At 72.7% G+C, this 22,549-nt stretch carries 23 protein-coding genes; 7 read left to right on the top strand and 16 right to left on the bottom strand.

Annotated features, from left to right (window positions below; all coding sequences use genetic code 11):
- Together M446_RS26190 and M446_RS26185 are read right to left on the bottom strand one after the other, a co-directional pair.
- On the bottom strand, positions 1-1,284 hold the full coding sequence (locus M446_RS26190; RefSeq protein WP_012335123.1) for a dicarboxylate/amino acid:cation symporter: 1,284 nt from the start codon (positions 1,282-1,284) through the stop codon (positions 1-3).
- Between the two features lie 226 nt (positions 1,285-1,510).
- The gene (locus M446_RS26185) at positions 1,511-3,175 is read right to left on the bottom strand and encodes an electron transfer flavoprotein-ubiquinone oxidoreductase (RefSeq protein WP_012335122.1); all 1,665 of its coding nucleotides are present in this window, start codon (positions 3,173-3,175) and stop codon (positions 1,511-1,513) included.
- 211 nt (positions 3,176-3,386) lie between these two features.
- On the opposite strand from M446_RS26185, the gene M446_RS26180 reads away from it, so the two are divergent.
- From M446_RS26180 to moaB, 3 genes are all read left to right on the top strand, one after another.
- Entirely contained in the window at positions 3,387-4,289 is a 903-nt protein-coding gene (locus tag M446_RS26180; RefSeq protein WP_012335121.1) for a uracil-DNA glycosylase, read from the top strand.
- Positions 4,290-4,377: 88 nt separating this feature from the next.
- Complete coding sequence (locus M446_RS26175; protein ID WP_012335120.1) at positions 4,378-5,271, top strand: neutral zinc metallopeptidase; 894 nt, start codon at positions 4,378-4,380, stop codon at positions 5,269-5,271.
- Between the two features lie 84 nt (positions 5,272-5,355).
- Positions 5,356-5,901 carry a molybdenum cofactor biosynthesis protein B gene (gene moaB / locus M446_RS26170; RefSeq protein ID WP_012335119.1) on the top strand — a complete coding sequence of 182 codons (546 nt, stop codon included), beginning with the start codon at positions 5,356-5,358 and terminating at the stop codon, positions 5,899-5,901.
- A gap of 190 nt (positions 5,902-6,091) precedes the next feature.
- On the opposite strand, the gene M446_RS26165 is transcribed toward moaB, so the two are convergent.
- On the bottom strand, positions 6,092-6,610 hold the full coding sequence (locus tag M446_RS26165; RefSeq protein ID WP_012335118.1) for a hypothetical protein: 519 nt from the start codon (positions 6,608-6,610) through the stop codon (positions 6,092-6,094).
- Between the two features lie 111 nt (positions 6,611-6,721).
- On the opposite strand from M446_RS26165, the gene M446_RS26160 reads away from it, so the two are divergent.
- From M446_RS26160 to M446_RS26150, 3 genes are all read left to right on the top strand, one after another.
- The gene (locus M446_RS26160) at positions 6,722-7,858 is read left to right on the top strand and encodes a PA0069 family radical SAM protein (RefSeq protein WP_012335117.1); all 1,137 of its coding nucleotides are present in this window, start codon (positions 6,722-6,724) and stop codon (positions 7,856-7,858) included.
- A 173-nt stretch (positions 7,859-8,031) separates the two neighbouring features.
- Positions 8,032-8,274, top strand: coding sequence for a hypothetical protein (locus tag M446_RS26155; RefSeq protein WP_265576426.1), 243 nt, complete (start codon positions 8,032-8,034; stop codon positions 8,272-8,274).
- A 108-nt stretch (positions 8,275-8,382) separates the two neighbouring features.
- Positions 8,383-8,958: a helix-turn-helix transcriptional regulator gene (locus M446_RS26150; protein WP_012335115.1), complete on the top strand. Its 576-nt coding sequence runs from the start codon at positions 8,383-8,385 to the stop codon at positions 8,956-8,958.
- 430 nt (positions 8,959-9,388) lie between these two features.
- On the opposite strand, the gene M446_RS26145 is transcribed toward M446_RS26150, so the two are convergent.
- Together M446_RS26145 and M446_RS26140 are read right to left on the bottom strand one after the other, a co-directional pair.
- Positions 9,389-9,877: a hypothetical protein gene (locus M446_RS26145; RefSeq protein WP_236728718.1), complete on the bottom strand. Its 489-nt coding sequence runs from the start codon at positions 9,875-9,877 to the stop codon at positions 9,389-9,391.
- Between the two features lie 423 nt (positions 9,878-10,300).
- Positions 10,301-11,200: a LysR substrate-binding domain-containing protein gene (locus tag M446_RS26140; RefSeq protein WP_012335113.1), complete on the bottom strand. Its 900-nt coding sequence runs from the start codon at positions 11,198-11,200 to the stop codon at positions 10,301-10,303.
- 208 nt (positions 11,201-11,408) lie between these two features.
- Between M446_RS26140 and bioB the strand changes: the two genes are divergently transcribed.
- A complete protein-coding gene (bioB, locus tag M446_RS26135) occupies positions 11,409-12,407 on the top strand; it encodes a biotin synthase BioB (protein ID WP_012335112.1) in 999 nt (332 codons plus the stop codon).
- Between the two features lie 28 nt (positions 12,408-12,435).
- On the opposite strand, the gene M446_RS26130 is transcribed toward bioB, so the two are convergent.
- From M446_RS26130 to tpiA, 11 genes are all read right to left on the bottom strand, one after another.
- Positions 12,436-13,302 (bottom strand): SGNH/GDSL hydrolase family protein, encoded by an 867-nt coding sequence (locus tag M446_RS26130; protein ID WP_012335111.1) that lies wholly within the window; start codon positions 13,300-13,302, stop codon positions 12,436-12,438.
- Positions 13,263-14,363: an OpgC family protein gene (locus M446_RS26125; protein WP_012335110.1), complete on the bottom strand. Its 1,101-nt coding sequence runs from the start codon at positions 14,361-14,363 to the stop codon at positions 13,263-13,265. Before M446_RS26125 ends, M446_RS26130 begins: the two co-directional genes overlap by 40 nt.
- Positions 14,364-14,462: 99 nt before the next feature.
- Complete coding sequence (locus tag M446_RS26120) at positions 14,463-14,846, bottom strand: hypothetical protein (RefSeq protein ID WP_012335109.1); 384 nt, start codon at positions 14,844-14,846, stop codon at positions 14,463-14,465.
- Positions 14,843-16,423 (bottom strand): S10 family peptidase, encoded by a 1,581-nt coding sequence (locus tag M446_RS26115; protein ID WP_012335108.1) that lies wholly within the window; start codon positions 16,421-16,423, stop codon positions 14,843-14,845. Before M446_RS26115 ends, M446_RS26120 begins: the two co-directional genes overlap by 4 nt.
- Before the next feature lie 127 nt (positions 16,424-16,550).
- Complete coding sequence (locus M446_RS26110) at positions 16,551-17,003, bottom strand: DNA polymerase III subunit chi (protein WP_012335107.1); 453 nt, start codon at positions 17,001-17,003, stop codon at positions 16,551-16,553.
- Positions 17,004-17,034: 31 nt separating this feature from the next.
- Positions 17,035-18,189, bottom strand: coding sequence for a glutathionylspermidine synthase family protein (locus M446_RS26105; RefSeq protein WP_012335106.1), 1,155 nt, complete (start codon positions 18,187-18,189; stop codon positions 17,035-17,037).
- Positions 18,189-18,803, bottom strand: coding sequence for a DUF1190 domain-containing protein (locus M446_RS26100; RefSeq protein ID WP_012335105.1), 615 nt, complete (start codon positions 18,801-18,803; stop codon positions 18,189-18,191). Before M446_RS26100 ends, M446_RS26105 begins: the two co-directional genes overlap by 1 nt.
- A 1-nt stretch (position 18,804) precedes the next feature.
- Entirely contained in the window at positions 18,805-19,206 is a 402-nt protein-coding gene (locus M446_RS26095) for a DUF350 domain-containing protein (protein WP_012335104.1), read from the bottom strand.
- A gap of 164 nt (positions 19,207-19,370) precedes the next feature.
- A complete protein-coding gene (locus M446_RS26090) occupies positions 19,371-20,999 on the bottom strand; it encodes a CTP synthase (protein WP_012335103.1) in 1,629 nt (542 codons plus the stop codon).
- A 155-nt stretch (positions 21,000-21,154) separates the two neighbouring features.
- Entirely contained in the window at positions 21,155-21,583 is a 429-nt protein-coding gene (secG, locus tag M446_RS26085) for a preprotein translocase subunit SecG (protein ID WP_012335102.1), read from the bottom strand.
- Positions 21,584-21,756: 173 nt separating this feature from the next.
- Complete coding sequence (gene tpiA, locus M446_RS26080; protein ID WP_012335101.1) at positions 21,757-22,518, bottom strand: triose-phosphate isomerase; 762 nt, start codon at positions 22,516-22,518, stop codon at positions 21,757-21,759.
- Positions 22,519-22,549 lie beyond the last annotated feature (31 nt).

The following is a 22,549-nucleotide window of genomic DNA, read 5'->3' as shown; positions in this document are numbered from 1 at the left end:
TCACTCGGCCGGCTCGGGCAGCGGGCTGACGTCGCGGTCGAGGCGCTGGTCGCTCCGGCTGAGCTGGCCTTCCCACTTGGCCACCGCGACCGTGGCGACGCTGTTGCCGAGCACGTTGGTGGCCGAGCGGCCCATGTCGAGGAACTGGTCGATGCCGATGATCAGGAGCAGGCCCGCCTCCGGGATCTGGAAGGTCGAGAGGGTCGCCGAGATCACCACCAGCGACGCGCGCGGCACGCCCGCCATGCCCTTCGAGGTCACCATCAGCAGGAGCAGCATGGTCAGCTGCTGGCTCAGCGTGAGCGGGATGTTGTAGGCCTGCGCGATGAACATGACCGCGAAGGTGCAGTACATCATCGAGCCGTCGAGGTTGAACGAGTAGCCCATCGGCAGCACGAAGCTGGTGATGCGGTTGGGCACCCCGAAGCGCTCGAGGTTCGAGAGGGTCTTGGGGTAGGCCGCCTCGCTCGACGCGGTCGAGAAGGCGAGCACGAAGGGCTCCTTGATCAGGTCGAGCAGGCGCCGGATGCCGCCCCCGCCGACCAGGGCGAAGCCGGCCAGCACCAGCAGGCCCCAGAGCACCGCGAGGCTGAGGTAGAACTCGACCATGAACTTGCCGTAGGTGACGAGCACGCCGAGGCCCTGGGTGGTGATGGTGGCGGCGATGGCCGCGAACACCGCCACCGGCGCGAACATCATCACGTAGCCGGTGATCTTCAGCATCACGTCGGCGAGGCCCTCGATCCCGTGGGCGAGCGCGTGGCCCTTCTCGCCGAGGGCCGCGAGCGCCACCCCGAAGAAGACCGAGAAGACCACGATCTGCAGGATCTCGTTGTTGGCCATCGCCTCGACGGCGCTCTTCGGCACCAGGTGGGTGACGAATTCCTTCAGGGAGAGCGAGGCGGCCTTGAGGTTGGTCGAGGCCCCGGCATCCGGCAGCGGAAGGTTGAGCGCCTCGCCGGGGCGCAGCAGGTTCACCATCACGAGGCCGAGGAGCAGCGAGCAGAGCGAGGCGCCCACGAACCACAGCAGCGCCTTGCCGCCGACCCGGCCCACCGCTGCCGTATCGCCCATGTGGGCGATGCCGACCACCAGCGTCGAGAACACCAGCGGGGCGATGATCATCTTGATCAGCCGCAGGAAGACGTCACTGATCAGGGAGATGTAGCCCGATATCTCCTTCGACGTCTGCGGATCCGGCCAGGTGATGCTGCACGCGTAGCCGACCGCGATGCCGAGCAGCATGCCGATGAAGATGTAGGTGGTCAGGCGTGAGGATCGCATCGGGTCCCTCCCGGACACGGCCGCGCGGGGTGCGGAGCGTGACTTCAACCCAGAGTTCCAGCAAGGCGCGCACCAGACGGTAATCGCGGCTGTGCTGCGGAGTTCCTGAGCCGGGAGGGGCGCGGTCTCGGAGCGCCCGCCGGTCCCCGGGCGCGGCGTCGGCGGCAGGCGCCCGGGACGGGGATGCCGGAGGAAGGCCGGCGCGCGGCGCCGGCCTGCCGCGCCGTCACATGTTGACGTAGTTCGGCCCGCCCGGACCTTCCGGCGTCACCCAGTCGATGTTCTGGTTCGGGTCCTTGATATCGCAGGTCTTGCAATGGACGCAGTTCTGCGCGTTGATCTGGTAGCGTGGCGCGCCGCCCTCCTCGATCCACTCGTAGACGCCGGCCGGGCAGTAGCGGGCCGAGGGGCCGCCGAAGACGTCGTGCTCCGAGCGCTTCTGCAGCTCAGGATCCTTGACCTGGAGGTGGACCGGCTGGTCCTCCTCGTGGTTGGTGTTCGACAGGTAGACCGAGGAGAGCCGGTCGAAGGTCAGGACCCCGTCCGGGCGCGGATAGGTGATCGGCTTGACGTCCTTGAGCGGCTTGGTGCAGGCGTAGTCCGGCTTGCCGTGGCCGAGCGTGCCGAACAGCGACAGGCCGGCGAGCTCGTTGAGCCACATGTCGATCCCGCCGAGCCCGACCCCGACCAGCGTGCCGTACTTCGACCAGAGCGGCTTGACGTTGCGCACCCGCTTGAGGTCGTAGCCGATCTCGCTGTCGCGCCAGCCCCGATCGTAGGCGGTGATCTCGTCCTGGCGCCGCTCCGCCGCCACGGCCTCGTGCAGGGCCCTGGCGGCCAGGATCCCCGACAGCAGCGCGTTGTGCGAGCCCTTGATGCGCGGCACGTTCACGAACCCCGCCGAGTCGCCGACGAGGCAGCCGCCCGGGAAGACGAGCTTCGGCACCGATTGCCAGCCGCCCTCCATGATCGCGCGGGCGCCGTAGCCGATGCGCTTGGCGCCCTCGAACACCTCGCGGATCATCGGGTGGGTCTTGAAGCGCTGGAACTCCTCGAACGGCGACAGGGTCGGGTTCTCGTAGTTCAGGTGCGTGACGAAGCCCACCGAGACGAGGTGGTCGTCGAAGTGGTACAGCCAGGAGCCGCCGCCCGCCCGGTTCGGCAGCGGCCAGCCCATCGTGTGCTGGACGAGGCCGGGCCGGAACTTCTCAGGCTTGACCTGCCAGAGCTCCTTCACCCCGAGCCCGTACTTCTGGTGGTCGGAGTGCTGGTTGAGCTTGTAGCGGTCGATGACGCGCTTGGTCAGCGAGCCGCGGGCGCCCTCGGCCAGGACCGTGTAGCGGGCGCGCAGCTCCATGCCGCGGGTGAAGTCGTCGCGCGGCTCGCCGCTCCTGGCGACGCCGAGGTCGCCGGTCGCCACCCCCACCACGGCGCCCGCCTCGTCGAACAGCACCTCGGCGGCCGGGAAGCCCGGATAGATCTCGACGCCGAGCTCCTCCGCCTTGCGGCCGAGATACTTGGCGACGTTCGAGAGCGACCCGACGAAGTTGCCGTGGTTGGACATCAGCCGCGGGAAGGCGATGTTCGGCAGGCTGATGCCGCCCGCCGGCCCCAGGAACATGAACTCGTCCTTGACGACCTCGGTCCTGAGCGGCCGGTCGGGATCCTGGCGCCAATCCGGCAGCAGCCGGTCGAGTCCGATCGGGTCGATCACCGCGCCCGAGAGGATGTGCGCGCCGACCTCGCCGCCCTTCTCCACCACGACCACCGACACGTCGGTGCCGGCCTCGGCGGCGAGCTGCTTCAGGTGGATCGCCGTCGCGAGCCCCGCCGGGCCTGCCCCCACGACGACCACGTCGAAGTCCATCGCCTCGCGTTCCGGCAAGTCCATCCCCGTCCTCCTTCGCGCCCCTCATCCCGCGGGAGCGAGATGGTTCACATATAAACCAGATAGGTCGGGCTCAAGCGGTCCGCACTGGCCGGACCGTGCGACGCCGCGCCCTCCGGCGCAAGCCGACCAAGGACGTGGCGCGCGCCGTGCCGCAGGCGGCCGCGTCGCGAAGACCGTTGTCCACAGGCGGGCGGCTCGCCACATCTCTCCCATGACGGACGACCGCGACCTCCTCGCCTACCTGGATTTCCACGTCGCGGCGGGCGTCGACGCGGCGCTGGACGAGGCGCCGCACGACCGCTTCGCGGAGAGCGCCTCCCGCGGCCGGCCGGCCTCCGAGTCTCGCCCGGCGCCCGAGTCTCGTCCGGCCCCCGAGCCTCGTCCGACCCCCGAGTCTCGTCCGACCCCCGAGCCTCGCCCGGCGGCCGAGCCCGTCCCGGCGCCGGCCGCCGCGCCGCGCCCGCCCGCCCGGGCCAGCACCTTCGGCCGCTCGGCCGCGGCCGAGCCCGGGGAGGCGGCCGGGGACGCCCGGGAGCTCGCCCGCACGGCCGCCACCCTGGAGGAGCTGGAGCAGCTGCTCGCCCGCTTCGAGAGCTGCCCGCTGCGCTTCACGGCCAAGAACCTCGTCTTCGCGGACGGGGAGCCCACCGCGCGGGTGATGTTCGTCGGCGAGGCGCCCGGGGCCGACGAGGACCGGGTCGGCAAGCCCTTCATGGGGCGCTCGGGCCAGCTCCTCGACCGGATGATGGCGGCGATCGGGCTCGACCGCACGAACGCCTATGTGGGCAACGTCGTGCCCTGGCGCCCGCCGGGCAACCGCAACCCGACCCCGCAGGAGATCGCCACCTGCAAGCCCTTCATCGAGCGGCAGATCGCCCTGGCCGACCCGGACATCCTGGTCTGCCTGGGCGGCGTGGCGACCCAGACGCTCGCCGCCACCAAGGACGGGATCCTCAAGTCCCGCGGGCGCTGGTTCCCCTACCGCACGGAGCGGCGCGAGATCCGGCTGCTCGCGACGCTGCACCCGGCCTACCTGCTGCGCCAGCCCCTGCAGAAGCGCCTCGCCTGGCGCGACTTCCGGGTCCTGCGCGCCGCGCTCGACGCCCGGGCCTAAGCGGAACCGTGTTGGGCGGCGTCGATTACTCTTGAGCCCGGGGGCCGGCCCGCGTAGCCGTCCTGCCGGAACCGACGGGTGACGGATCATGCGCTGGGAAGATTTTCGGACCTCCGAGAACGTCGAGGACCGCCGCGGCGAGGGAGGGGGCGGCTTCGGCTTCCCCGGCGGCGGGGCGGGCGGCCTCGGCATCGGCACCATCGTGATCCTGTGCATCATCGGCTGGGTCACGGGCATCAACCCGTCGATCCTGATCGGCGGGGCCGAGATGATGAACCGGCCGCGCGCGCCGCAGGAGCAGCGCTCGGACGCGCAGCGCCGCACCGGCGCGCCCACCGACCAGACCGGCCGCTTCGCCGCCAACATCCTCGGCAACACCGAGGATGTCTGGAAGGAGGTGCTGCCGAACCAGACCGGGCGCCCCTACACGCCGACCACGATGGTGCTCTACCAGGGCGGCACGCGCAGCGGCTGCGGCCAGGCCCGGGCCGCCATGGGGCCGTTCTACTGTCCCCTCGACAAGAAGGTCTATCTCGACACCACCTTCTTCAAGGAGATGGAGACGAAGTTCCGGGTCAAGGGCGACTTCGCCTACGCCTACGTGATCGCGCACGAAGTCGGCCACCACGTGCAGGACGTGCTCGGCATCCTGCCGAAGGTGCAGAAGCGCCAGCAGCAGCTCGACGAGCGGAGCGCCAACCAGCTCTCGGTGCGGGTCGAGCTGATGGCCGATTGCCTCGCGGGCGTCTGGGCCAAGAACTCGGACGAGCGCTTCAACGCCCTGCAGGAGGGCGACATCGAGGAGGCGATGGCGGCCGCCAACGCCATCGGCGACGACCGCCTGCAGAAGCAGAGCCAGGGCTACGTGGTGCCGGATTCCTTCACGCACGGCTCCTCGGCCCAGCGCATGCGCTGGTTCCAGACCGGCTTCCGCAGCGGCCAGACGCAATCCTGCGACACGTTCCGCGCGGCGCAGCTCTGAGGACGCGGTCGCCGGGAGGGCGCGGGAGCCTCGCCCGGACCCGGCGCGCGTCGGCGACACGGATCATCCCCAAGGATCACCGCCATGGCCCTCGACACCGGCCGTCCCTTCATCCCGCTGCGGATCGCCGTCCTCACCGTCTCGGACAGCCGCAGCCTCGCCGAGGACCGCTCGGGCGACACCCTGGTCGGCCGCCTGACCGAGGCCGGCCACGGCCTCGCGGCCCGCGCGATCGTGCCGGACGAGGTCGAGGCCATCCGGGCGCAGGTGCGGGCCTGGATCGCCGATCCCGCCGTGGACGCGGTCATCACCACCGGCGGCACCGGCTTCACCGGCCGGGACGTGACGCCCGAGGCCCTGGAGCCCCTGTTCGAGAAGCGCATGGACGGCTTCTCGGCGATCTTCCACCGCATCTCCTACGACAAGATCGGCACCTCGACCCTGCAGTCGCGGGCGACCGCGGGGGTGGCGGGCGCCACCTACATCTTCGTGCTGCCGGGCTCGCCCGGGGCCTGCCGGGACGCCTGGGACGGCATCCTGGCCGCCCAGCTCGACTACCGCCACCGTCCCTGCAACTTCGTCGAGATCATGCCGCGCCTGGACGAGCACCTGCGGCGCGGCGCCGGCTGACCCGCGGCGCTCCGCCCCGGCGCCGGAGCCTCGCGTCGCGATCAGGAACCCGGAGCAGGACCCGGCGGCGGCGCGAGCCGATCCTCCCCGAGAGCAGCACCCGATCACGTTGCAATCAGGTGCTGCTCTCGATCTTTGATCTTGCCGCATTTTCTGCGACGAACCGGCATCCACTTCGTCGGAAAATGCTCTAGTCGCGCACCAGCGCGCCGCCGAGGCGCCGCACCGGCCTGCGGCCCGCGAAGGGCAGCCCGGCCGCGAGCGCGCCGCGCCGCACCACGTCCCCGGCCCGCACCCGCCGGGTGCCCGCCAGCGCCTCGATCCGGGCGGCGAGGCGCTGGGGTAGCGGCGCGTGGGCGCGCCGCATCCGCCCGACCAGGAGGTCGGGCGCCGCCGTCCCGGTGAAGCGGTCGAGGGTGCGGATCCAGCCCTCCGCCGGCAGGTCGCCCGCCTCCAGGCAGAGCAGCCAGGTCCGGCGCGCCACCGCGGCCGCCGCGGCCCAGGGGTCGGCGCCCCGCGCCACCAGGGTGGCGCCGGTGCGGTCGGCCACCAGGGCGAGGTCGTGGTCCGCCGCGTCGGCCGCCACGATCACCGCGTCGCCGACCACGCCGGCCGCCACCCCCTCCACCAGCGCCGACAGGGTGTCGGCCAGCGCCTCGATGGCGCCGGGCCGCCCCGATTCGACGACGTGGATGACGGCCGTGATCATGGCGCGCCCTTAACCTACGCGACGTCCGGCGTCCTGCCTCGATGCGCGGCATTTGCGCGTGTTCGCTGTTTGTTCTAGAGGGAGCGGTCGGAAACGGGCGGGGAGAGGGCCGTGGCCGGGACGGAGGGGGGTGATCGGGGCGACCCGCGCGCGCGGGAGGAGCTGCGCCTCGCCGCGTCGACCCCGGCGGCCGCGCGCCGCCGCGGCCGGGGGGCCACCGCCAACCCGACCGGCCGCTTCGAGCCGGCGCGCCGCGAGGCCTTCGCGGATGGCTGGGAGCCCGACGAGGACCTGCCGCCCCTGCGCACCGAGGTGATGCTCGAGCGGGCGCGCACGATCATCACCCGCAACGATTCGCCCGACATCGGGTTCGACCGCTCGATCAACCCCTACCGGGGCTGCGAGCACGGCTGCGTCTACTGCTTCGCCCGGCCGAACCACGCCTATGCGGGGCTCTCGCCGGGGCTCGACTTCGAGACGAAGCTCTTCGCCAAGCCGAACGCGGCCGACCTGCTCGCGCGGGAGCTCTCGGCCAAGGGCTACCGCCCGCGCGTGATCGCCCTCGGCACCGCCACGGATCCCTACCAGCCGATCGAGCGGCGCCACCGCATCACCCGGGCGGTGCTGGAGGTGCTCGACCGGTTCAACCACCCGGTCGGGATCGTCACCAAATCCGACCTCGTGCTGCGCGACCTCGACCTGCTGCGGGCGATGGCGGCGAGGGGCCTCGTCCGGGTCGCCGTCTCGGTGACGACGCTCGACGGCGATCTCGCGCGGCGCATGGAGCCCCGCGCGCCCCGCCCCGGGAAGCGGCTCGCCGCGATCCGGGCGCTCGCGGCGGCCGGCATCCCGGTGGCGGTGCTGATGGCGCCCCTGATCCCGGCCCTCAACGACCACGAGATCGAGGCGGTGCTCGCCCGCGCCCGCGAGGCCGGGGCCACGGAATGCGCCGGCGTGCTCCTGCGGCTGCCGCACGAACTCGCCGACCTCGTCCGCGACTGGTTCGCCGCGCATTACCCGGGACGGGCGGCGCGGAGCTTCGCGCTCCTCGGCGAGGCGCGGGGCGGGCGGGCCTACGACGCGACCTTCGGCCGGCGCTTCACCGGCACCGGTCCCTACGCGGAGCTGCTGGCCGAGCGGGTGCGCCGGGCGGCCCGCCGCCTCGGCTACGGCGAGGGCCGCGCGCCCCTGCGCACGGACCTCTTCGCCGTGCCCGCGCCCGAGGGCGGGCAGTACCGGCTGTTCTGAGTCGGCGGGCGGCGCCGGCCCGCGGGGCCGCACCGACGCCACGGTGGCCGCGAGCCTAACCTATTTGGCGTATGGTAGCGTTTCGTAACCCGAACTAACTTTCTGTATCGGAGTGAATTCCAACGTTCTTTGGCTGGGGCTTGCCATGATGCAGCAGCATGACGGATGCGGCCATGCCCAGCACCATCATATTTGAAGCAATCAAGAGCGCGTCCTGCGGCACGACGGAAGACTCGCAGCTGGTCTGGGCCGATCGTGCCCTGGTCGCCCTGCTGGTTCCGGCAGGAATGCGGTGGTACCTGCAGATGGGTCTCGGACCTTGCGACCGGGAAGGTCTTCTGTTCGACACGCTCGAGGCGGCCAGGGACTGGGTCCAATCCTGCCTCGACGGCGGTGCAATCAGAACTGCCAATTGAGCGGAAGCCCGGACCCCCGCCCTGGGCGGTGCGAAATCGCACAGGCGGTCAGTCGACTTTTCAAGCCAAGCGACTAGCTGTTGTCCTGATGAGACTTGGGGGACTCAAGTGCTAGTCGGGACGCCTCTTCTGAAGGCGCTTGACCGTATATGCTGCGGTGGCGTCGTCATTTCGACGAGCGGTAAGGTTCTGGCCGTCAATGAGGTCGCCCGGAAGATATTGGATCAGGAGACGCGCAGCGTCATCGGACTGCATTTCGACTGCGATATCAGCGGGCGCGACGCCATAAAGCAGCTGCTGTCGCGCGGCAAGACACGGGTGCAACTTGAAAGTGAGAGCTGGGTGCTGATTGATCGCCCAGGCCAGCGTCCGCTGATCATGCACGCGACGCCCGTTCCGGTGCTCGGGGAGGATGGGCCGCACTCGGTGCTGATCCTGGTGGACCTCGACGACAGCACCCGCCCGAGCACGGCGGCCCTGGAGCGGATCTTCGGACTCACGCCCGCCGAGGCGCGCCTCGCGGTGAAGCTCACGCGCGGCGACACGCTGGCCGAGATCGCCGAGCAGCACGGCCTGAGCGTCCACACGGTGCGCACCCAGCTCGCCGCCGTCTTCAGCAAGACGAATACCAGCCGGCAGGCCGAGCTGGTCGCGCTGGCCCTGCGCCTGTCGATCCTGCCCTGATCCGGGATCCGGTCGATCCAGGCGGATCCCGGATCACGCGCGCGGCGCTTGAGCGAGGCCCACATCCGCCATCCCGAAGGGATCAAGCGGATCACCAGCCCGCGCGGCGCCTGAGCGAAGCCCACATCCGCCATCCCGAAGGGATCAAGCGGATGTGGGATGAGAGGGCGACGATCGCTCGACGCCCGGCGCCCCCGTCCGGCTCGGCTCTGTCCCGAAGGCGAGAGCGTGGGGCGGGACAGGCGTGGCAGCCACATCCCCCCTGGTGATCAGAGTTCCGAAGGCGGTGCGCGATCGCGTTCACGGACGGAATCCGGCGCCGTTGCCGGACCGCTGCGCGGCGCGCCCTGCATGAGGGGGACGGATGCATCGTTCTCGGCCTCCGCGCCCCCTCCCGGAGCGCCCGCCCCCCGGCCGGCCGGGCGTCGGATCACTCGTCCTCCGGCAGGACCGCCGCGTCGGACAGCGCCACGATGCGCCGGTCGAGGGAGGCGATGGCCTGATCCGCCGCCCGGCCCCGCCCCGCCCGGCACTGCGCCTGCGCGGCCCGATAGTCGAGCAGCAGGGCGTTGAAGTCCGACTGGCCCGGTGCCGCGGCGACGCGGGCGCGGCGGGCGATCTCGCGCTCGAACCAGGGCCGCACGTGGTGCTCCATCGCCGCGCAGGGCTCCGGGAACCGGAGCCCGGCGGTGGCCTCGGAGACCGGCGGAGCGAGCAGCATCGTGGCCCAGAAGGCGGCGGTGGCGAGCGCGAGGGCCGACCCGGACACGCTCAGGACGGTTCGCCCGCGGCGCTCCTCCGGGGTGACCGGGCAGGGCGGCTGCCAGGCGAGCCGAACCGGCACCGGGCCGCGCTCCGGGTAGCAGTGGGAGATGTGGGACGAGCCGTCGCGATGACGGTGGAAGATGGGCGTCTGCACCGCGCGTCCTCCCTCGATCAGGTCCGCCGCCACGATCCCGCCCGGAGGGGGCCGGCCCCGCGGGACGGGGCGGACCGGTGGTGGTCGCGGCTGCGGATCGGCGGCGGGTGAGCGGGCGCGGTCCCCGCCGCGCTCCGGTCGCGCTCGGCGACCGTCTCACCCGCCCGGTCCCCGGCCTCGCGCAACGGTGCGGTCCGGCCGTGGGAATGCTCATTGGGATGGCACCGAAATCGAACGAAGTAAAGCGTCCAGTCGCCGCAGCGCCATATTGGCAGCGGTTGCCTCGTGTCCGCCCTCGAATGAAATACGGGAGCGTCATCCATTTGGATGAGGGACGGAAACGATTTGCCGATGACAGGTGCCTGACGGATGCGCAGCTGGCAGCGGTGACGACACCAGCGTCGGATGCGGGGCGGGCGCGGCTCAGCCGAGTTCGGTGAATCCCCGATCGATGCCGAGCTCGGCCGCGAGCCAGCGCGCGAAGGTGCGCAGCGGCGCGCGCCGCCGGGTGGCGGCCGGGAAGACGAGGTGGTGGCCCACATAGGTGACGTCCCGGGCGCGGTCCCGGAGCGGGGCGACGAGCCGCCCGCTCGCGAGCTCGCGCTCGGCGAGCAGGGTCGATTCGAGGGCGACGCCGAGCCCGTCCGCCGCCGCCGCGATGGCCAGGAAGCTGCGGTCGAAGCGCACGCCGAGGGGCCGCGGCGCCGGCAGGTCGTTGCGGGCGAACCAGAACGGCCAGCGCACGAGCTTGTTGTCGCTTTGGATCAGCACCTCGCCGAGGAGGTCGGCGGGCTCGCGGATGCGGGCCGCCCGGACGGGGTCGCAGAGGGGCATCACCGTCTCGGTGCAGAGGGGGACGACCACCAGCCCCTCCCCGCGCGGGGGGCCGTAGACGATGTCGGCGTCGAACTCGTCGGTGGTGAAGCGGGCGTAGTCCATGCCCGCGGCGAGGCGCACCTCGAAGCCCGGATGGTCGGCGAGGAAGCGGGCGAGGCGCGGCGTCAGCCACTGCGCGGCGAAGCTCGGGGCGCAGTGCAGGCGCAGGAGCTGCGGCCCCCTCGTCGCCACGAGGTCGAGGCCCCGGTGCAGTTCCTCGAAGGCGCGGCCGACATGCTCCAGCAGGGCCTCGCCCGCCGGCGTCAGCGAGACCCCCTGCCCCGCCCGCTCGAACAGCGCGACGCCGAGCGCCTCCTCCATCTTGCGGATCGCGTGGCTGACCGCGCTCGCCGTCAGGTTCAGTTCAGCCGCCGCGGCCTTGAAGGAGCGGCGCCGCGCGGCGGCCTCGAAGGACCGGACGGCGGAGAGGGGCACCGGGAGCGTCATGCGGCGACGATGGGCCCGCGCCCGCGCGCTGACAACGGCTCCGCCCCATGGAGGTTGTGACAAGCGCGGCGGATCGGGGTATGCGGGGCGAGAACGCTCCCCGAAGGGGATGCCGGTGCGGCGACGGGGCGCGCGAGACATCAGTGACGGGGGAGGCGCGGCCGGGTGCGGCGGCTGCGGCCGCTTCTCCCGCGACGCGAGGGACCCGATGACGACGACCGAGCGCTCCGACCCCGCCATCCGGCACGACTGGACCGTCGCGCAGGTGCAGGCGATCCACGACATGCCGCTCCTCGACCTCGTGCACCGGGCCTCCCTCGTCCACCGGGCGCATCACGACCCTTCGGACATCCAGCGGGCGAGCCTGCTCTCGATCAAGACCGGCGGCTGCCCGGAGGATTGCGGCTACTGCTCGCAATCGGCCCACCACAAGGAGACCGGCGTCGCCCGCCAGCGCCTGATGCCGGTCGAGGCCGTGCTGCGCGAGGCCGCGGCGGCCAAGGCGGCGGGCGCCACCCGCTTCTGCATGGGCGCGGCGTGGCGCAGCCCGAAGGACGGCCCGGATTTCGACGCGGTGCTCGCCATGGTGCGGGGCGTGCGCGGCCTCGGGATGGAGGCCTGCGTCACCCTCGGCATGCTGACGCCCTCCCAGGCCGAGCGCCTCGCCGAGGCGGGGCTCACCGCCTACAACCACAACCTCGATACCGGCCCGGACTACTACGACAAGATCGTCTCGACCCGCAGCTACGAGGACCGGCTCGCGACGCTCCAGGCGGTGCGGGATGCCGGGATCGGCGTCTGCTGCGGCGGCATCATCGGGATGGGCGAGGGCGTGACCGACCGGGTGGCGATGCTGCAGGTGCTCGCCAACCACGCGCCGCACCCGGAGAGCGTGCCGATCAACGCGCTCGCGGCGGTGCCGGGGACGCCGCTCGGCGAGCGCCCGCCGGTCGATCCCTTCGAGATGGTGCGGATGTGCGCGACCGCCCGCATCGTGATGCCCCGCGCCCGGGTGCGGCTCAGCGCCGGGCGCCGGGCGCTGTCCCGGGAGGCGCAGGTGCTCTGCTTCCTGGCGGGCGCGAACTCGATCTTCTACGGCGAGCGCCTGCTCACCACCGCCAATACCGACGCGGACGCGGACGCGCAGCTCCTGCGCGACATCGGCGTGCCGGTGCCGGCGATCTCGGCGCTCGAGGCGGCGGAGTAGCCCGGGCGGCGCCCCGGGGCCGCCCGGCTCAGGGGCTCGGCTTGCCGGCGGCGACCGAGGCCGCGGGCGGGGGCGTGGTCCCGGTCACGTCGGGCTGGAGCAGCGAGACGGTGATCGCCCGGGTGACGTGCTCGGCCATGCAGCGCTGGCCGAGATCCGCGAGCCGGAAGCCGCTGCCGAGCAGCCCGTCGCCCTTGGCGTGCAGCGCGAGGTAGCGCATCGCCTCGAAGCGCAGGACGAGCGGCACCTGCTTCTCGGCGGCCACGCGCTGGATCGCGCGCACGAAGCTGTTGTAGTAGTCGTCCTGCGCCAAGCTCGCGGTGTATTGCGGATCCACCAGCACGACGTCGATGTCGTGCGACTTGATCCAGTCGATCGTGTCCGCCAGGGAGGACGCGAAGGCCTCGACGTCGACCCGGGCGAGCGCGTCGTTGCTGCCGACCTGCCAGACCACGAGGTCGGGCTCGATCTCCGCCACGATGTTGCGCACCCGCTCGGTGGCGCCGTAGGTGATCTCGCCCGGCAGGCCGCGGCTGTCCACGTCGACGGTCACGTCCGGCAGGGATTGCTCCAGGGCCGATTCGAGCTTCACCGGGTAGGTGACGGCCCCGAGCCCGCCCGAGGTCGAGCCGAGCGAGAGGACGTGGATCGCCCGCTGCTCCCGCAGGGCCTTCTTGACGGCCCGGAGCTTGGCCAGGGTGTAGAGCTTGGAGCCGGGGACCCGGCACTCGGGCGACAGGCTCGGGTCCGGCACGTCGGGGCCGGGCGCCACCACGGTCGCGGCCGATCCCGGCCGCGGGGGCTGCTGGGCCTGGGCGGCGGCCGTGCCGAGCCCGACGAGCCCGAACCAGCAGGTCAGGCCGATGCGGGCGACCGAGGGGAGCGCGAGCGCCATTCCACGAACCATGCAGTGAACGCGAGTACAAACAGCCCCGATCCTACGACAAGAACATCGACGGCGAAACCGCCTCCGGTCCAGAACCTGACGAGTTGCGCCGCGAGGCTGCAGATCGACCCGACCGAGAACACCGCGAGGGAGTTGCGGCCCAGGGCGGCGAGCTGGCGCCCGAGCCAGGGGAGCCGGGCGTAGATCCACTCGAATGCGCCCTGGAAGGTCAGCAGCACGCCGATGAAGTGGATGAGTCGGGCCGGCGGCTGGTAGGACTTGTCGAAGGTGAAGAGGAGCCGCGGCTCGGGCACGAGGAGCGGGTCGGGCCGGATGTGGAACCACGCCAGCACCGCCCCGATCACCACGACCGCGATCCCGAGCGGGCGCAGGCGGCGGCGCCAGACCTGGAAGCTCTCCGATTCGCGCCGCCACTCGTGGGCCAGGAAGCCGAGCACCAGCAGCAGCTGCCAGCACAGGGGGTTGAAGAACCAGTGCCCCTCCCCCGGCCAGGACGGCAGGTTGATCTCCCAGACCAGCGCCGCGAGGTAGAGGGCGAGGGAGGCGGCGAGCGCCAGCGGCCGGCTCAGCCGCGCCGCGAGCACGAAGAGCGGCGCGAGCCCGAGCAGCACCACGTAGAGCGGCAGGATGTTGAAGAACCCGAGCTGGTGCAGGAGGGTGACCCAGCCGAGGGTGGTCTGGACCGGGTCGGTGAAGACCGGCCCGGCATTGTGCCACTCGAGCAGGAGCGGGTTGTCGAGGAGGAGGGCCGCCGCCGCCAGCATGGCGAGGGCGAGGGCCGTGATGACGATCTGCGCCCGGTAGACCTCGACCATGCGCGAGAGCAGGCGCAGCAGCGTGCGGCCGGCCGGCTCCAGCGCGCCGCTGCGGCCCCGGATCGCGATCCCGATCGACCAGCCCGCAAGGAACACGAACAGCTCGGCCGCGTCCGAGGTCCCGTACTGCGAGTAGGTGAAGCTCTCGAAGACGTTGCCGGGGATGTGGTTGATGAAGATGGTGATCAGGGCGAGGCCGCGCCAGAAGTCGATTGCGTTCGGGTCGCGCGCCATGCCGGTCCAGTCCTCGCCCTCTCGCGTCGCCGCGTCCGGCCCCGCCCGGGCCGGCGGGGCGACCGGAGCCCGCGCCGCAGGCCGGCGCGGTGCGCTTCCTCACTTGACGATTCGGTCGAGCCGGTTGTTGACGAAGAAATACAGCTCCTTTCCGCCGGGCTCCGCGTAGAGCACCTGCACCTCGCGCTGGCCCCGCCCGCTCTCGCCGACGAGCACGTCGGTCGGGGGCGCGCCCTTGAGCCGGACCAGCTCGCACTCGCCGATGCCCGGCGCGATCGCGGCGGCGCCCGCCGGCACCGGTCCCGTGCAGGTGCCGTCCGGAGCCAGCACCGGCCCCGCATAGGCGGGCGGGGCGGGCGGCGCGATCGCCGCCGCGGGGGCCGCCCGGTCGGGGTTGCCGCCGCAGCCAGAGAGCAGGGCCGCGCCGATCGCGGCCAGCGCCCGGCCCCGTCCCCGGCGGCTTCGTCCCCGGATCCTCGTCATCGTCCCTCGCCGCTTCCCTGCCGCGCCGCCAGCGCCGCCTCGTAGAGGCGCAGCGCCTCGCCCCGGAGCGCCGCCCGCGAGGCCTGGCGGGAATAGAACATGTGGCCGCCCGGGAAAACCGCCAAGCTGAGCCGTTGGCCCGGACCGTAGGCGGGGATCTGGTCGAGGATGAGCCGCGAGGCGAAGTAGGGCGTGACGAGGTCCGTGTAGCCGTGCGCGACCAGCACCCGCAGCGACCCGTCGAGGGCGAGGGCCTGCCTGAGGTCGCTCACCACCTCCGGCGGGGTGCGGCCGGAGCCCCAGTTCCACTGGCGGTTCACGCCGGTGCTGAGCAGCTCGTAGCGCAGATTCGTCACCCGCCAGTTCAGGGTGCGGGCGGTGAGGTCGACGATCGCGCTCGAGAGGGGCGCCTGCATGGCGGAGAGGAGCGGGTCCTCGAAGCCCGCATGGGCCGCGTTCGGCTCCGGGTCCCAGCCGGTGACGCCGGTGTCGTAGGCGCTGGCGACGCGCCCCTCCGCCCGGCCGCTCTCGCGCTGGTAGCTGCCGGTCGAGATCCGCCCGGCCTGCCGCCGCACCAGGTCCGGGTCGAGCCCGGTGAGCGCCGCGACCCGGCGGGCGAGCCGGTCGCGCGCCGCGCCGTCCCGCGGCCCGCGCAGTAGGTCGCTCAGGTACTCGCCGGTGGCGTAGGATTCGGCCTCCGCCAGCGCCCCCGGGTCCGGGCTGCCGCCGCGGCGCTCGATGGCGGCGGCGGCCAGGGAGGGCAGCCGGGTGACGTCGCCGAGGGGATTGTGCCGCGGCGGCTGAAGCCAGCCGAAATCGAGCACGGGCGAGAGCAGAACGAGGCCCGAGAGGCCGACCCCGACGTCGTCCTGGAGCTTGCGGGCGATGAGCGGGCCGCGGAAGCCGCCGTAGCTCTCCCCGAGGTAGAATTTCGGCGAGGTCAGGCGGTCGTTGGTGCGCAGCCAGCGGGCGATCGCCGCGGCGAGGACCGAGGCGTCCGCATCGACCGAGAAGTAGCGCTTGGCGTCGTCCCCGGCCGCCCGGCTGTAGCCGGTGCCGACCGGATCGAGGAAGACGAGGTCGGTGAAGTCGAGCCAGGTCTCGTCGTTGGGCAGCGGCACCGGCGCCGCCGAGGGGCTGATGCTCGGCCCGTCGAGGGGCAGGCGCCAGGGGCCGACCGCCCCGAGATTGAGATAGGCGGAGGCCGCGCCGGGACCGCCGTTGAGCGCGAAGGTGACGGGCCGCGTCGCCCGCGGGCGCTCCGGCAGGGTGAAGGCCGTGAAGGCGATCTCGGCCTGGAGCTTGCCGGCCTCGTCGACGAGGGCGAGGCTGCCGGCCGTGGCCGTGAAGGCGAGGCTGCGCCCGTCCGAGAGGGCGAGGCTGTGCTGCGTCACCGCGTCGGGGGGCAGCCTGCGCCCCTCGGGCGGGCGGGACTCGGACGGGCGGGACTCGGACGGGCGGGACTCGGGCGCGCGCGATTCCTGCGCGCGCGGGTCCTGCGGCCGCGGCTGCTGCGCGAGCGAGGGGCCGGGCGCTGCCGCGGCGAGCGCGGCGAGCAGCATCAGGATGCGGATCATCGGGTGTCCTCCGGGGCGGTCCTCATACCCGATCCGATAGACCCCCTCGGGATGGCGGATCGGGGCTTCGCTCACGCGCCGGGCGGGCGCGGGATCCGGGATCCGCTTCGATCGAGCGGATCCCGGATCAGGCCTTCTTCTGCCAGCGGCCGGTCTCGTCCTGCTGCCAGTAGGCGACGCTGTGCCCGGCCTCCTTGGCGGCGCGCCACTGCTCGCGGGCCAGGAGCAGCGCCTCCTGGTCGCTGCCGTCGAACAGGACGCAGATGCGCTCGTAGCGTCCCGCATCGGCGGGCAGGGCGGCGCCCTCGACCAGGAAGCGGATCGTGGCGCCGTTCGGGTTCGCGTCGCGCAGGGTGAGCACGACGGGCTGCGTGCCGGCGTCGGGTTCGCGGTCGGTGCCGTGGGGCAGGAAGCTCTCCTCCGAGAAGGTCCAGAGGTGGTCGTCGAGGGCGGCCAGCCGCTCCTCGCTCGCCGCCTGCACGACGACGCGCCAGCGCCGCTCCAGGGATTTCTCCAGGAGGTTCGGCAGCACCGATTCGAGGGGCTGGCGCTGCATGTGGTAGAAGAGAATCTCGGTCACGCCGGCAAGATAGGGTGCGGGCGTGGCGGGGTCAGGGCGCGATCACGTGCGGCACGAAGCGCGCCCGGTTGCCGGTGATGAGGTCGCGGCTCGCGCGCAGGCACAGGCCCGACGGCGCCTCGCCGATGATCCAGCTCCCGGCGAGCACCCGCTCGCCCGCGAAGGCCGGCAGGTCGACCAGCGCCTGGCGGACGTGGCCCTCCGCCCCGTAGGGTCCCTCCTCGCGGGCCAGCACGGCGCCGTCGCGCACCATCAGCACGTTCGCCCCCTCCCGCGACAGGATCGGCTTCTTCACGAAAGTCCGGCCGAGGGACGCCTTGGCGGGATCGTCCTCGAAGTAGCACGGGAGCAGGTTCGGGTGGCCGGGCGCGAGGCGCCAGAGATGGGGCAGCAGGCCCTTCGTCGAGAGCACGGCCTTCCAGGGCGGCTCCAGGAAGCGGGTCGGCGTGCCCGGCAGCGCCGCCCCGAAGGCGTCCCGGAAGGCCCATTCCCAGGGATAGAGCTTGAACAGGGTGCCGAGCGCCTCGCCGAGCCCGTCCGAGAAGGCGCCGTCCTCGCGCAGCGACACCGAGGCGAGGGGCACGAAGCGGGTGGCGAGCCCCGCCTGATGGGCGCAATCCTGCAGGTAGGCGACGGTGCCGCGGTCCTCGGGCGCGTCGGGCATGCAGGTGAAGGCGACCGGCCCCCCGATCGCCGAGAAGCGGGCGATCAGCCGCTCGTGGACCGCGTTGAATTGATCGCTGCCGGGCGGCAGCAGGCCCCGCGCCAGCAGATCCTCCAGCCACAGCCACTGGAAGACGCCCGTCTCGTAGAGGGCGGTCGGCGTGTCGGCGTTGTATTCCAGGAGCTTCGCCGGGCCGGTGCCGTCATAGGCGAGGTCGAGGCGGCCGTAGAGGGAGGGGTCGCCCCGCCGCCAGCTCTCGCGCACCGCGTCGAAGGCCGCTTCGGGCAGGCCCAGGGAGGCGAGGATTGCCTCGTCCGCGACCGCGCGGGCGACGAAGTCGAGGCAGAGCGCGTGGAGCTCCGCGCTCGGCGCCTCGATGTCGCGCTCGATCTGGTCGAGGGTGAAGGCGTAGGCGTGGCTCTCGTCCCAGTAGGGCTCGTCCGCGAAGGTGTGGAAGGCGAAGCCCGCCGCCGCGGCCCTGTCGCGCCAATCCGGCCGCTCGCCGAGGTCGAGGCGGCGCATCAGGCCCCTCCCCCGCCGGATCCTCCCCCGTGCCCCCCGGCCACCGCGCGGCCGGTGCCGCCGAATCCCCCGCTCGCCACCACCCGGGGCGTCGTCGCGGCGGTGCGGGCGACCGCGGAGGAGACCCGCGCGCTGCTCGACCCGCTGCCCGAGGTCCAGATCCGCCCGCCGCTGCTGGTGCAGTAGCTGCCCGCGAAGCCCCCGCCCCCGCCGCAGGGCCGCGTCTCGTGGCGGAAGAGGGGCTGGACCGGGATGGCCTGCTCGGCCGTGCGGCCGATCATGAAGCCCGAGAGCAGCGGGATGAAGTGGCCCGCGGCCTCGGTCGCCACGAAGCCCCCGGCCGTGCAGCCGCCGCAGCCGTGATGCGCCTCGCAGGCCGCGTTCGTGTCGTAGCGGGGCGCCACGCGCGGGTAGAGGGCGCGGGCCTCGCGGTCGGCGGCCTCGCAATCGTCCCGGCTGCGCAGGCCCTGGCCCAGGCAGGTCGCGACGTCCCGGTAGACGAGGGTGTCCTCCTCCCGCTGCGACGGGTCGCGGCGGGCGAGCCCGTAGGCGGTGGCGCCGGCGCCCAGCAGCAGGGCCAGCGAGACGACCTGGGAGCGCTTGAGGTCCGGCATCTCAGTAGGTCATCGCGGCGGCGTTGACGATGCCCGCCGCGAGCGAGGCCGCGGCGAGGAAGGTCGCGGGCGCGGTCTCGCCCGCCGCGATCTGGCGCGACAGGCCCGGCAGGACGAGCCGGACCACCCAGTAGACCGCCATCTGCACGATGAGCGCGACGAGGCCCCAGACCGCGCAGTCGAGCAGGCCCTGCGCGTTGTAGATCGCGACCGCGAGCGGCAGCGTGAAGGCCACGAGGCTGCCGCCGAGCGCGATCGCCGCCGCCGTCACCCCGGCGCGGATCAGCGCCAGCTCGTCATGCGCCGTCGCCAGCATGTAGACGACGAGGTAGGCCGCCACCAGCCCGGCGGCCACAGCCGCGTAGGCCAGGAAGGCCCCCAGCCCGGAAATCGACGCCAGCATCCCGGCTCCCCTCGGCCGCCTGCGACCTCGGGGATACTGGGTACACCGGCCGGCGGCCTCTTGCCACATCCGCTTGATCCCTTCGGGACGGCGGATGTGGGCTTTCGCTCAGGCGCCGCGCGGGCGCGTGATCCGGGATCCGCTTGGATCGACCGGATCCCGGATCAGACCAGCCGGCTCTGCACCACCGCCGCCTCGATGAAGGACTTGAACAGCGGGTGCGGTTCGAAGGGCCGCGACTTCAGCTCCGGGTGGAACTGCACCCCGATGAACCAGGGATGGCCCTCGACCTCGACGGTCTCCGGCAGGAGCCCGTCCGGCGAGGTGCCGGAGAAGCGCATCCCCTTCGCCTCCAGCCGCTCGCGATAGGCCATGTTGACCTCGTAGCGGTGGCGGTGGCGCTCCTGGATGACCGTGTCGCCGTAGATCCGCGCGATGCGCGAATCCGGGGCGAGCGCCGCCGTGTAGGCGCCGAGCCGCATCGTGCCGCCGAGATCGCCCTCGGCCGCGCGCTTCTCCAGCTCGTTGCCGCGCATCCACTCGGTGAGCAGGCCCACCACCGGCTCGGGGGTCGGGCCGAACTCGGTCGAGTTCGCCGCCTCGATCCCGGCGAGGGAGCGCGCCGCCTCGACGACCGCCATCTGCATGCCGAAGCAGATGCCGAAATACGGGATCTTCTTCTCGCGGGCGTAGCGGGCCGCGCGGATCTTGCCCTCGGCGCCGCGCTGGCCGAAGCCGCCCGGCACCAGGATGCCGTTCAGTCCCTCCAGGAACGGCGCCGGATCCTCCCGCTCGAAGATCTCGGCCTCGATCCATTCCAGGTTGACCTTGACCCGGTTGGCGATGCCGCCGTGGGTGAGCGCCTCGATCAGCGACTTGTAGGCGTCCTTGAGGCCCGTGTACTTGCCCACGATGGCGATCGAGACCTCGCCCTCGGGGTTCTTCACCCGCTCCGAGATGGTGCGCCAGCGCGCGAGCTTGGGCGCGTTCGCGGCCTCGATGCCGAACAGGGCCAGCACCTCGCGGTCGAGCCCCTCCTCGCCGTAGGAGAGCGGCACGTCGTAGATCGACTCGACGTCCCGGGCCTCGATCACCGCCGATTCGCGCACGTTGCAGAACTGGGCGAGCTTGCGGCGCTCCTCGCGCGGGATCGGCCGGTCGCAGCGGCAGAGCAGGATGTCGGGCTGGATGCCGATCGAGCGCAGCTCCGCCACCGAGTGCTGGGTCGGCTTGGTCTTCAGCTCGCCCGCCGAGGGAATGTAGGGCAGCAGGGTCAGGTGGATGTAGGCGCACTGGCCGCGCGGCAGCTCCTGGCCGAGCTGGCGGATCGCCTCGAAGAACGGCAGGCCCTCGATGTCGCCGACCGTGCCGCCGATCTCCACCAGCACGAAATCGTAGGCCTCGTTCCCGTCGAGGACGAATTCCTTGATGGCGTTGGTGACGTGCGGGATCACCTGGATCGTGGCGCCGAGATAGTCGCCGCGCCGCTCCTTGGTGATGATGTCGAGGTAGATGCGGCCGGTGGTGATGTTGTCGGCCCGGGTCGCCGGCACGCCGGTGAAGCGCTCGTAATGGCCGAGGTCGAGGTCGGTCTCGGCGCCGTCGTCGGTGACGAAGACCTCGCCGTGCTGGGTCGGGCTCATCGTGCCCGGATCGACGTTGAGGTAGGGGTCGAGCTTGCGCAGGCGGACCTTGTAGCCGCGCTCCTGCAGGAGGGCCGCGAGGGCCGCCGAAGCGAGGCCCTTGCCGAGGGAGGACACCACGCCGCCGGTGATGAAGACGAACCGCGTCATGGGGCCTGCTCCATACAACGGCGGGGCCGAAACGCCAACCGCCGGGGCTCAAACGGGACCGGATCCGGGCGGCGGGGCCGGCCGGATCCACGTGCGGGATCGGGGCGGGCGCGGGGCCCGCCGCTCGTCTCGGCGAAGCGGGGACTCCGTCCGGCTCAGCGCGACTGGGGCGCCGCCGGGGCGGCGGGCGCGGCCGGGGCCGCGGGCGCGGCGGGCGCCGGGGCGGCCGGGGCCGCGGGCGCGTCGCCCTGCTGCTGGCGCAGCTGGTCGAGGAGGTTGCCCGAGGGCGGGGCCGCCGGCTGCCCCGCCGGGGCGCGGGTCTGGCCGGCGCCCTCGAAGATCGAGCGCGGCGCGGCGGTGCGGTGCGACAGGATCGCCAGCACCATGCTGGTGGTGAAGAACAGGGCCGCCAGGATCGCGGTGGCGCGGGTGAGCGCGTTGGCCTGGCCGCGGCCGGTGAGGAACCCCTGCGTGCCGCTGCCCCCGCCGCCGAGGCCGAGACCGCCCTCGGAGCGCTGCAGCAGCACGACGGCGATCAGCGCGAGCACGATGATCAGGTGGACGACGATCAGGACGGTCTGCATCGGGTTTCCAGGGGCGGCACCGCCGAGGGAGCGCCAACGTGCCTATGGCCGGCGCGCCGCCAGGGCGCCCGGGCCTCGAATTCGGGGGGTCCGTACACGAGAACGCCCGGCAGGCCAAGCGCGGCGCGGTGTCGTGGGGCGGGATGCCCTGCCGCGGCGCCGACCCGTCCCGCTCAGGCGTAGGCCGCCGCGATCCCCAGGAAATCCTCCGCCTTGAGGCTGGCGCCGCCCACCAGCGCTCCGTCGACGTTCGGCACCGCCATCAGCTCGGCGGCGTTCGACGGCTTCACCGAGCCGCCGTAGAGGATGCGCAGCCCCTGCCCCTCGGCCCCGAGCCGCTCCGTGAGGTCGCGGCGGATCAGCCCGTGCACCTGCGCCACGTCGGCAGGGGTGGGCGTGAGCCCGGTGCCGATCGCCCAGACCGGCTCGTAGGCGATCACCGTGTCGGCGGCCCGCGCGCCCTCCGGCAGCGAGCCGGCGAGCTGGCCGCGCACCACCTCGAGGGTGCGGCCGGCCTCGCGCTCCGCCCGGGTCTCGCCGACGCAGATGATCGCCACGAGCCCCGCCCGGTGGGCGCCGAGCGCCTTGGCGCGCACCTCGGCATCCGTCTCGTGCTGGTCGGCGCGCCGCTCCGAATGGCCCACGATCACGTGGCTGGCGCCGAGATCCGCCAGCATCTCGGCCGAGATGCAGCCCGTATGGGCGCCGCTCGCCGCCGCGTGCACGTCCTGGCCGCCGATCCGCACGGGCGAGCCCGCCGCCGCCTCCGCGAAGGCGCCGATCAGCGTCGCGGGCGGGCAGACCAGCACGTCGGCGCGCGAGGCCAGCGCCGGCGACAGCCCGGCGATCACCGCCTCCAGGACCGCGCGCGAGGCCCGGGTGCCGTTCATCTTCCAGTTCCCCGCCACAAGCGGACGCGGTCGCTCGCCTGCCATGCCGTCCCTCCGATCCCGTGCGTAGCCGGTA

Source organism: Methylobacterium sp. 4-46 (assembly GCF_000019365.1).
In the GTDB taxonomy this organism is placed as follows: domain Bacteria; phylum Pseudomonadota; class Alphaproteobacteria; order Rhizobiales; family Beijerinckiaceae; genus Methylobacterium.
This window is presented reverse-complemented; position numbering and strand designations above follow the sequence as displayed.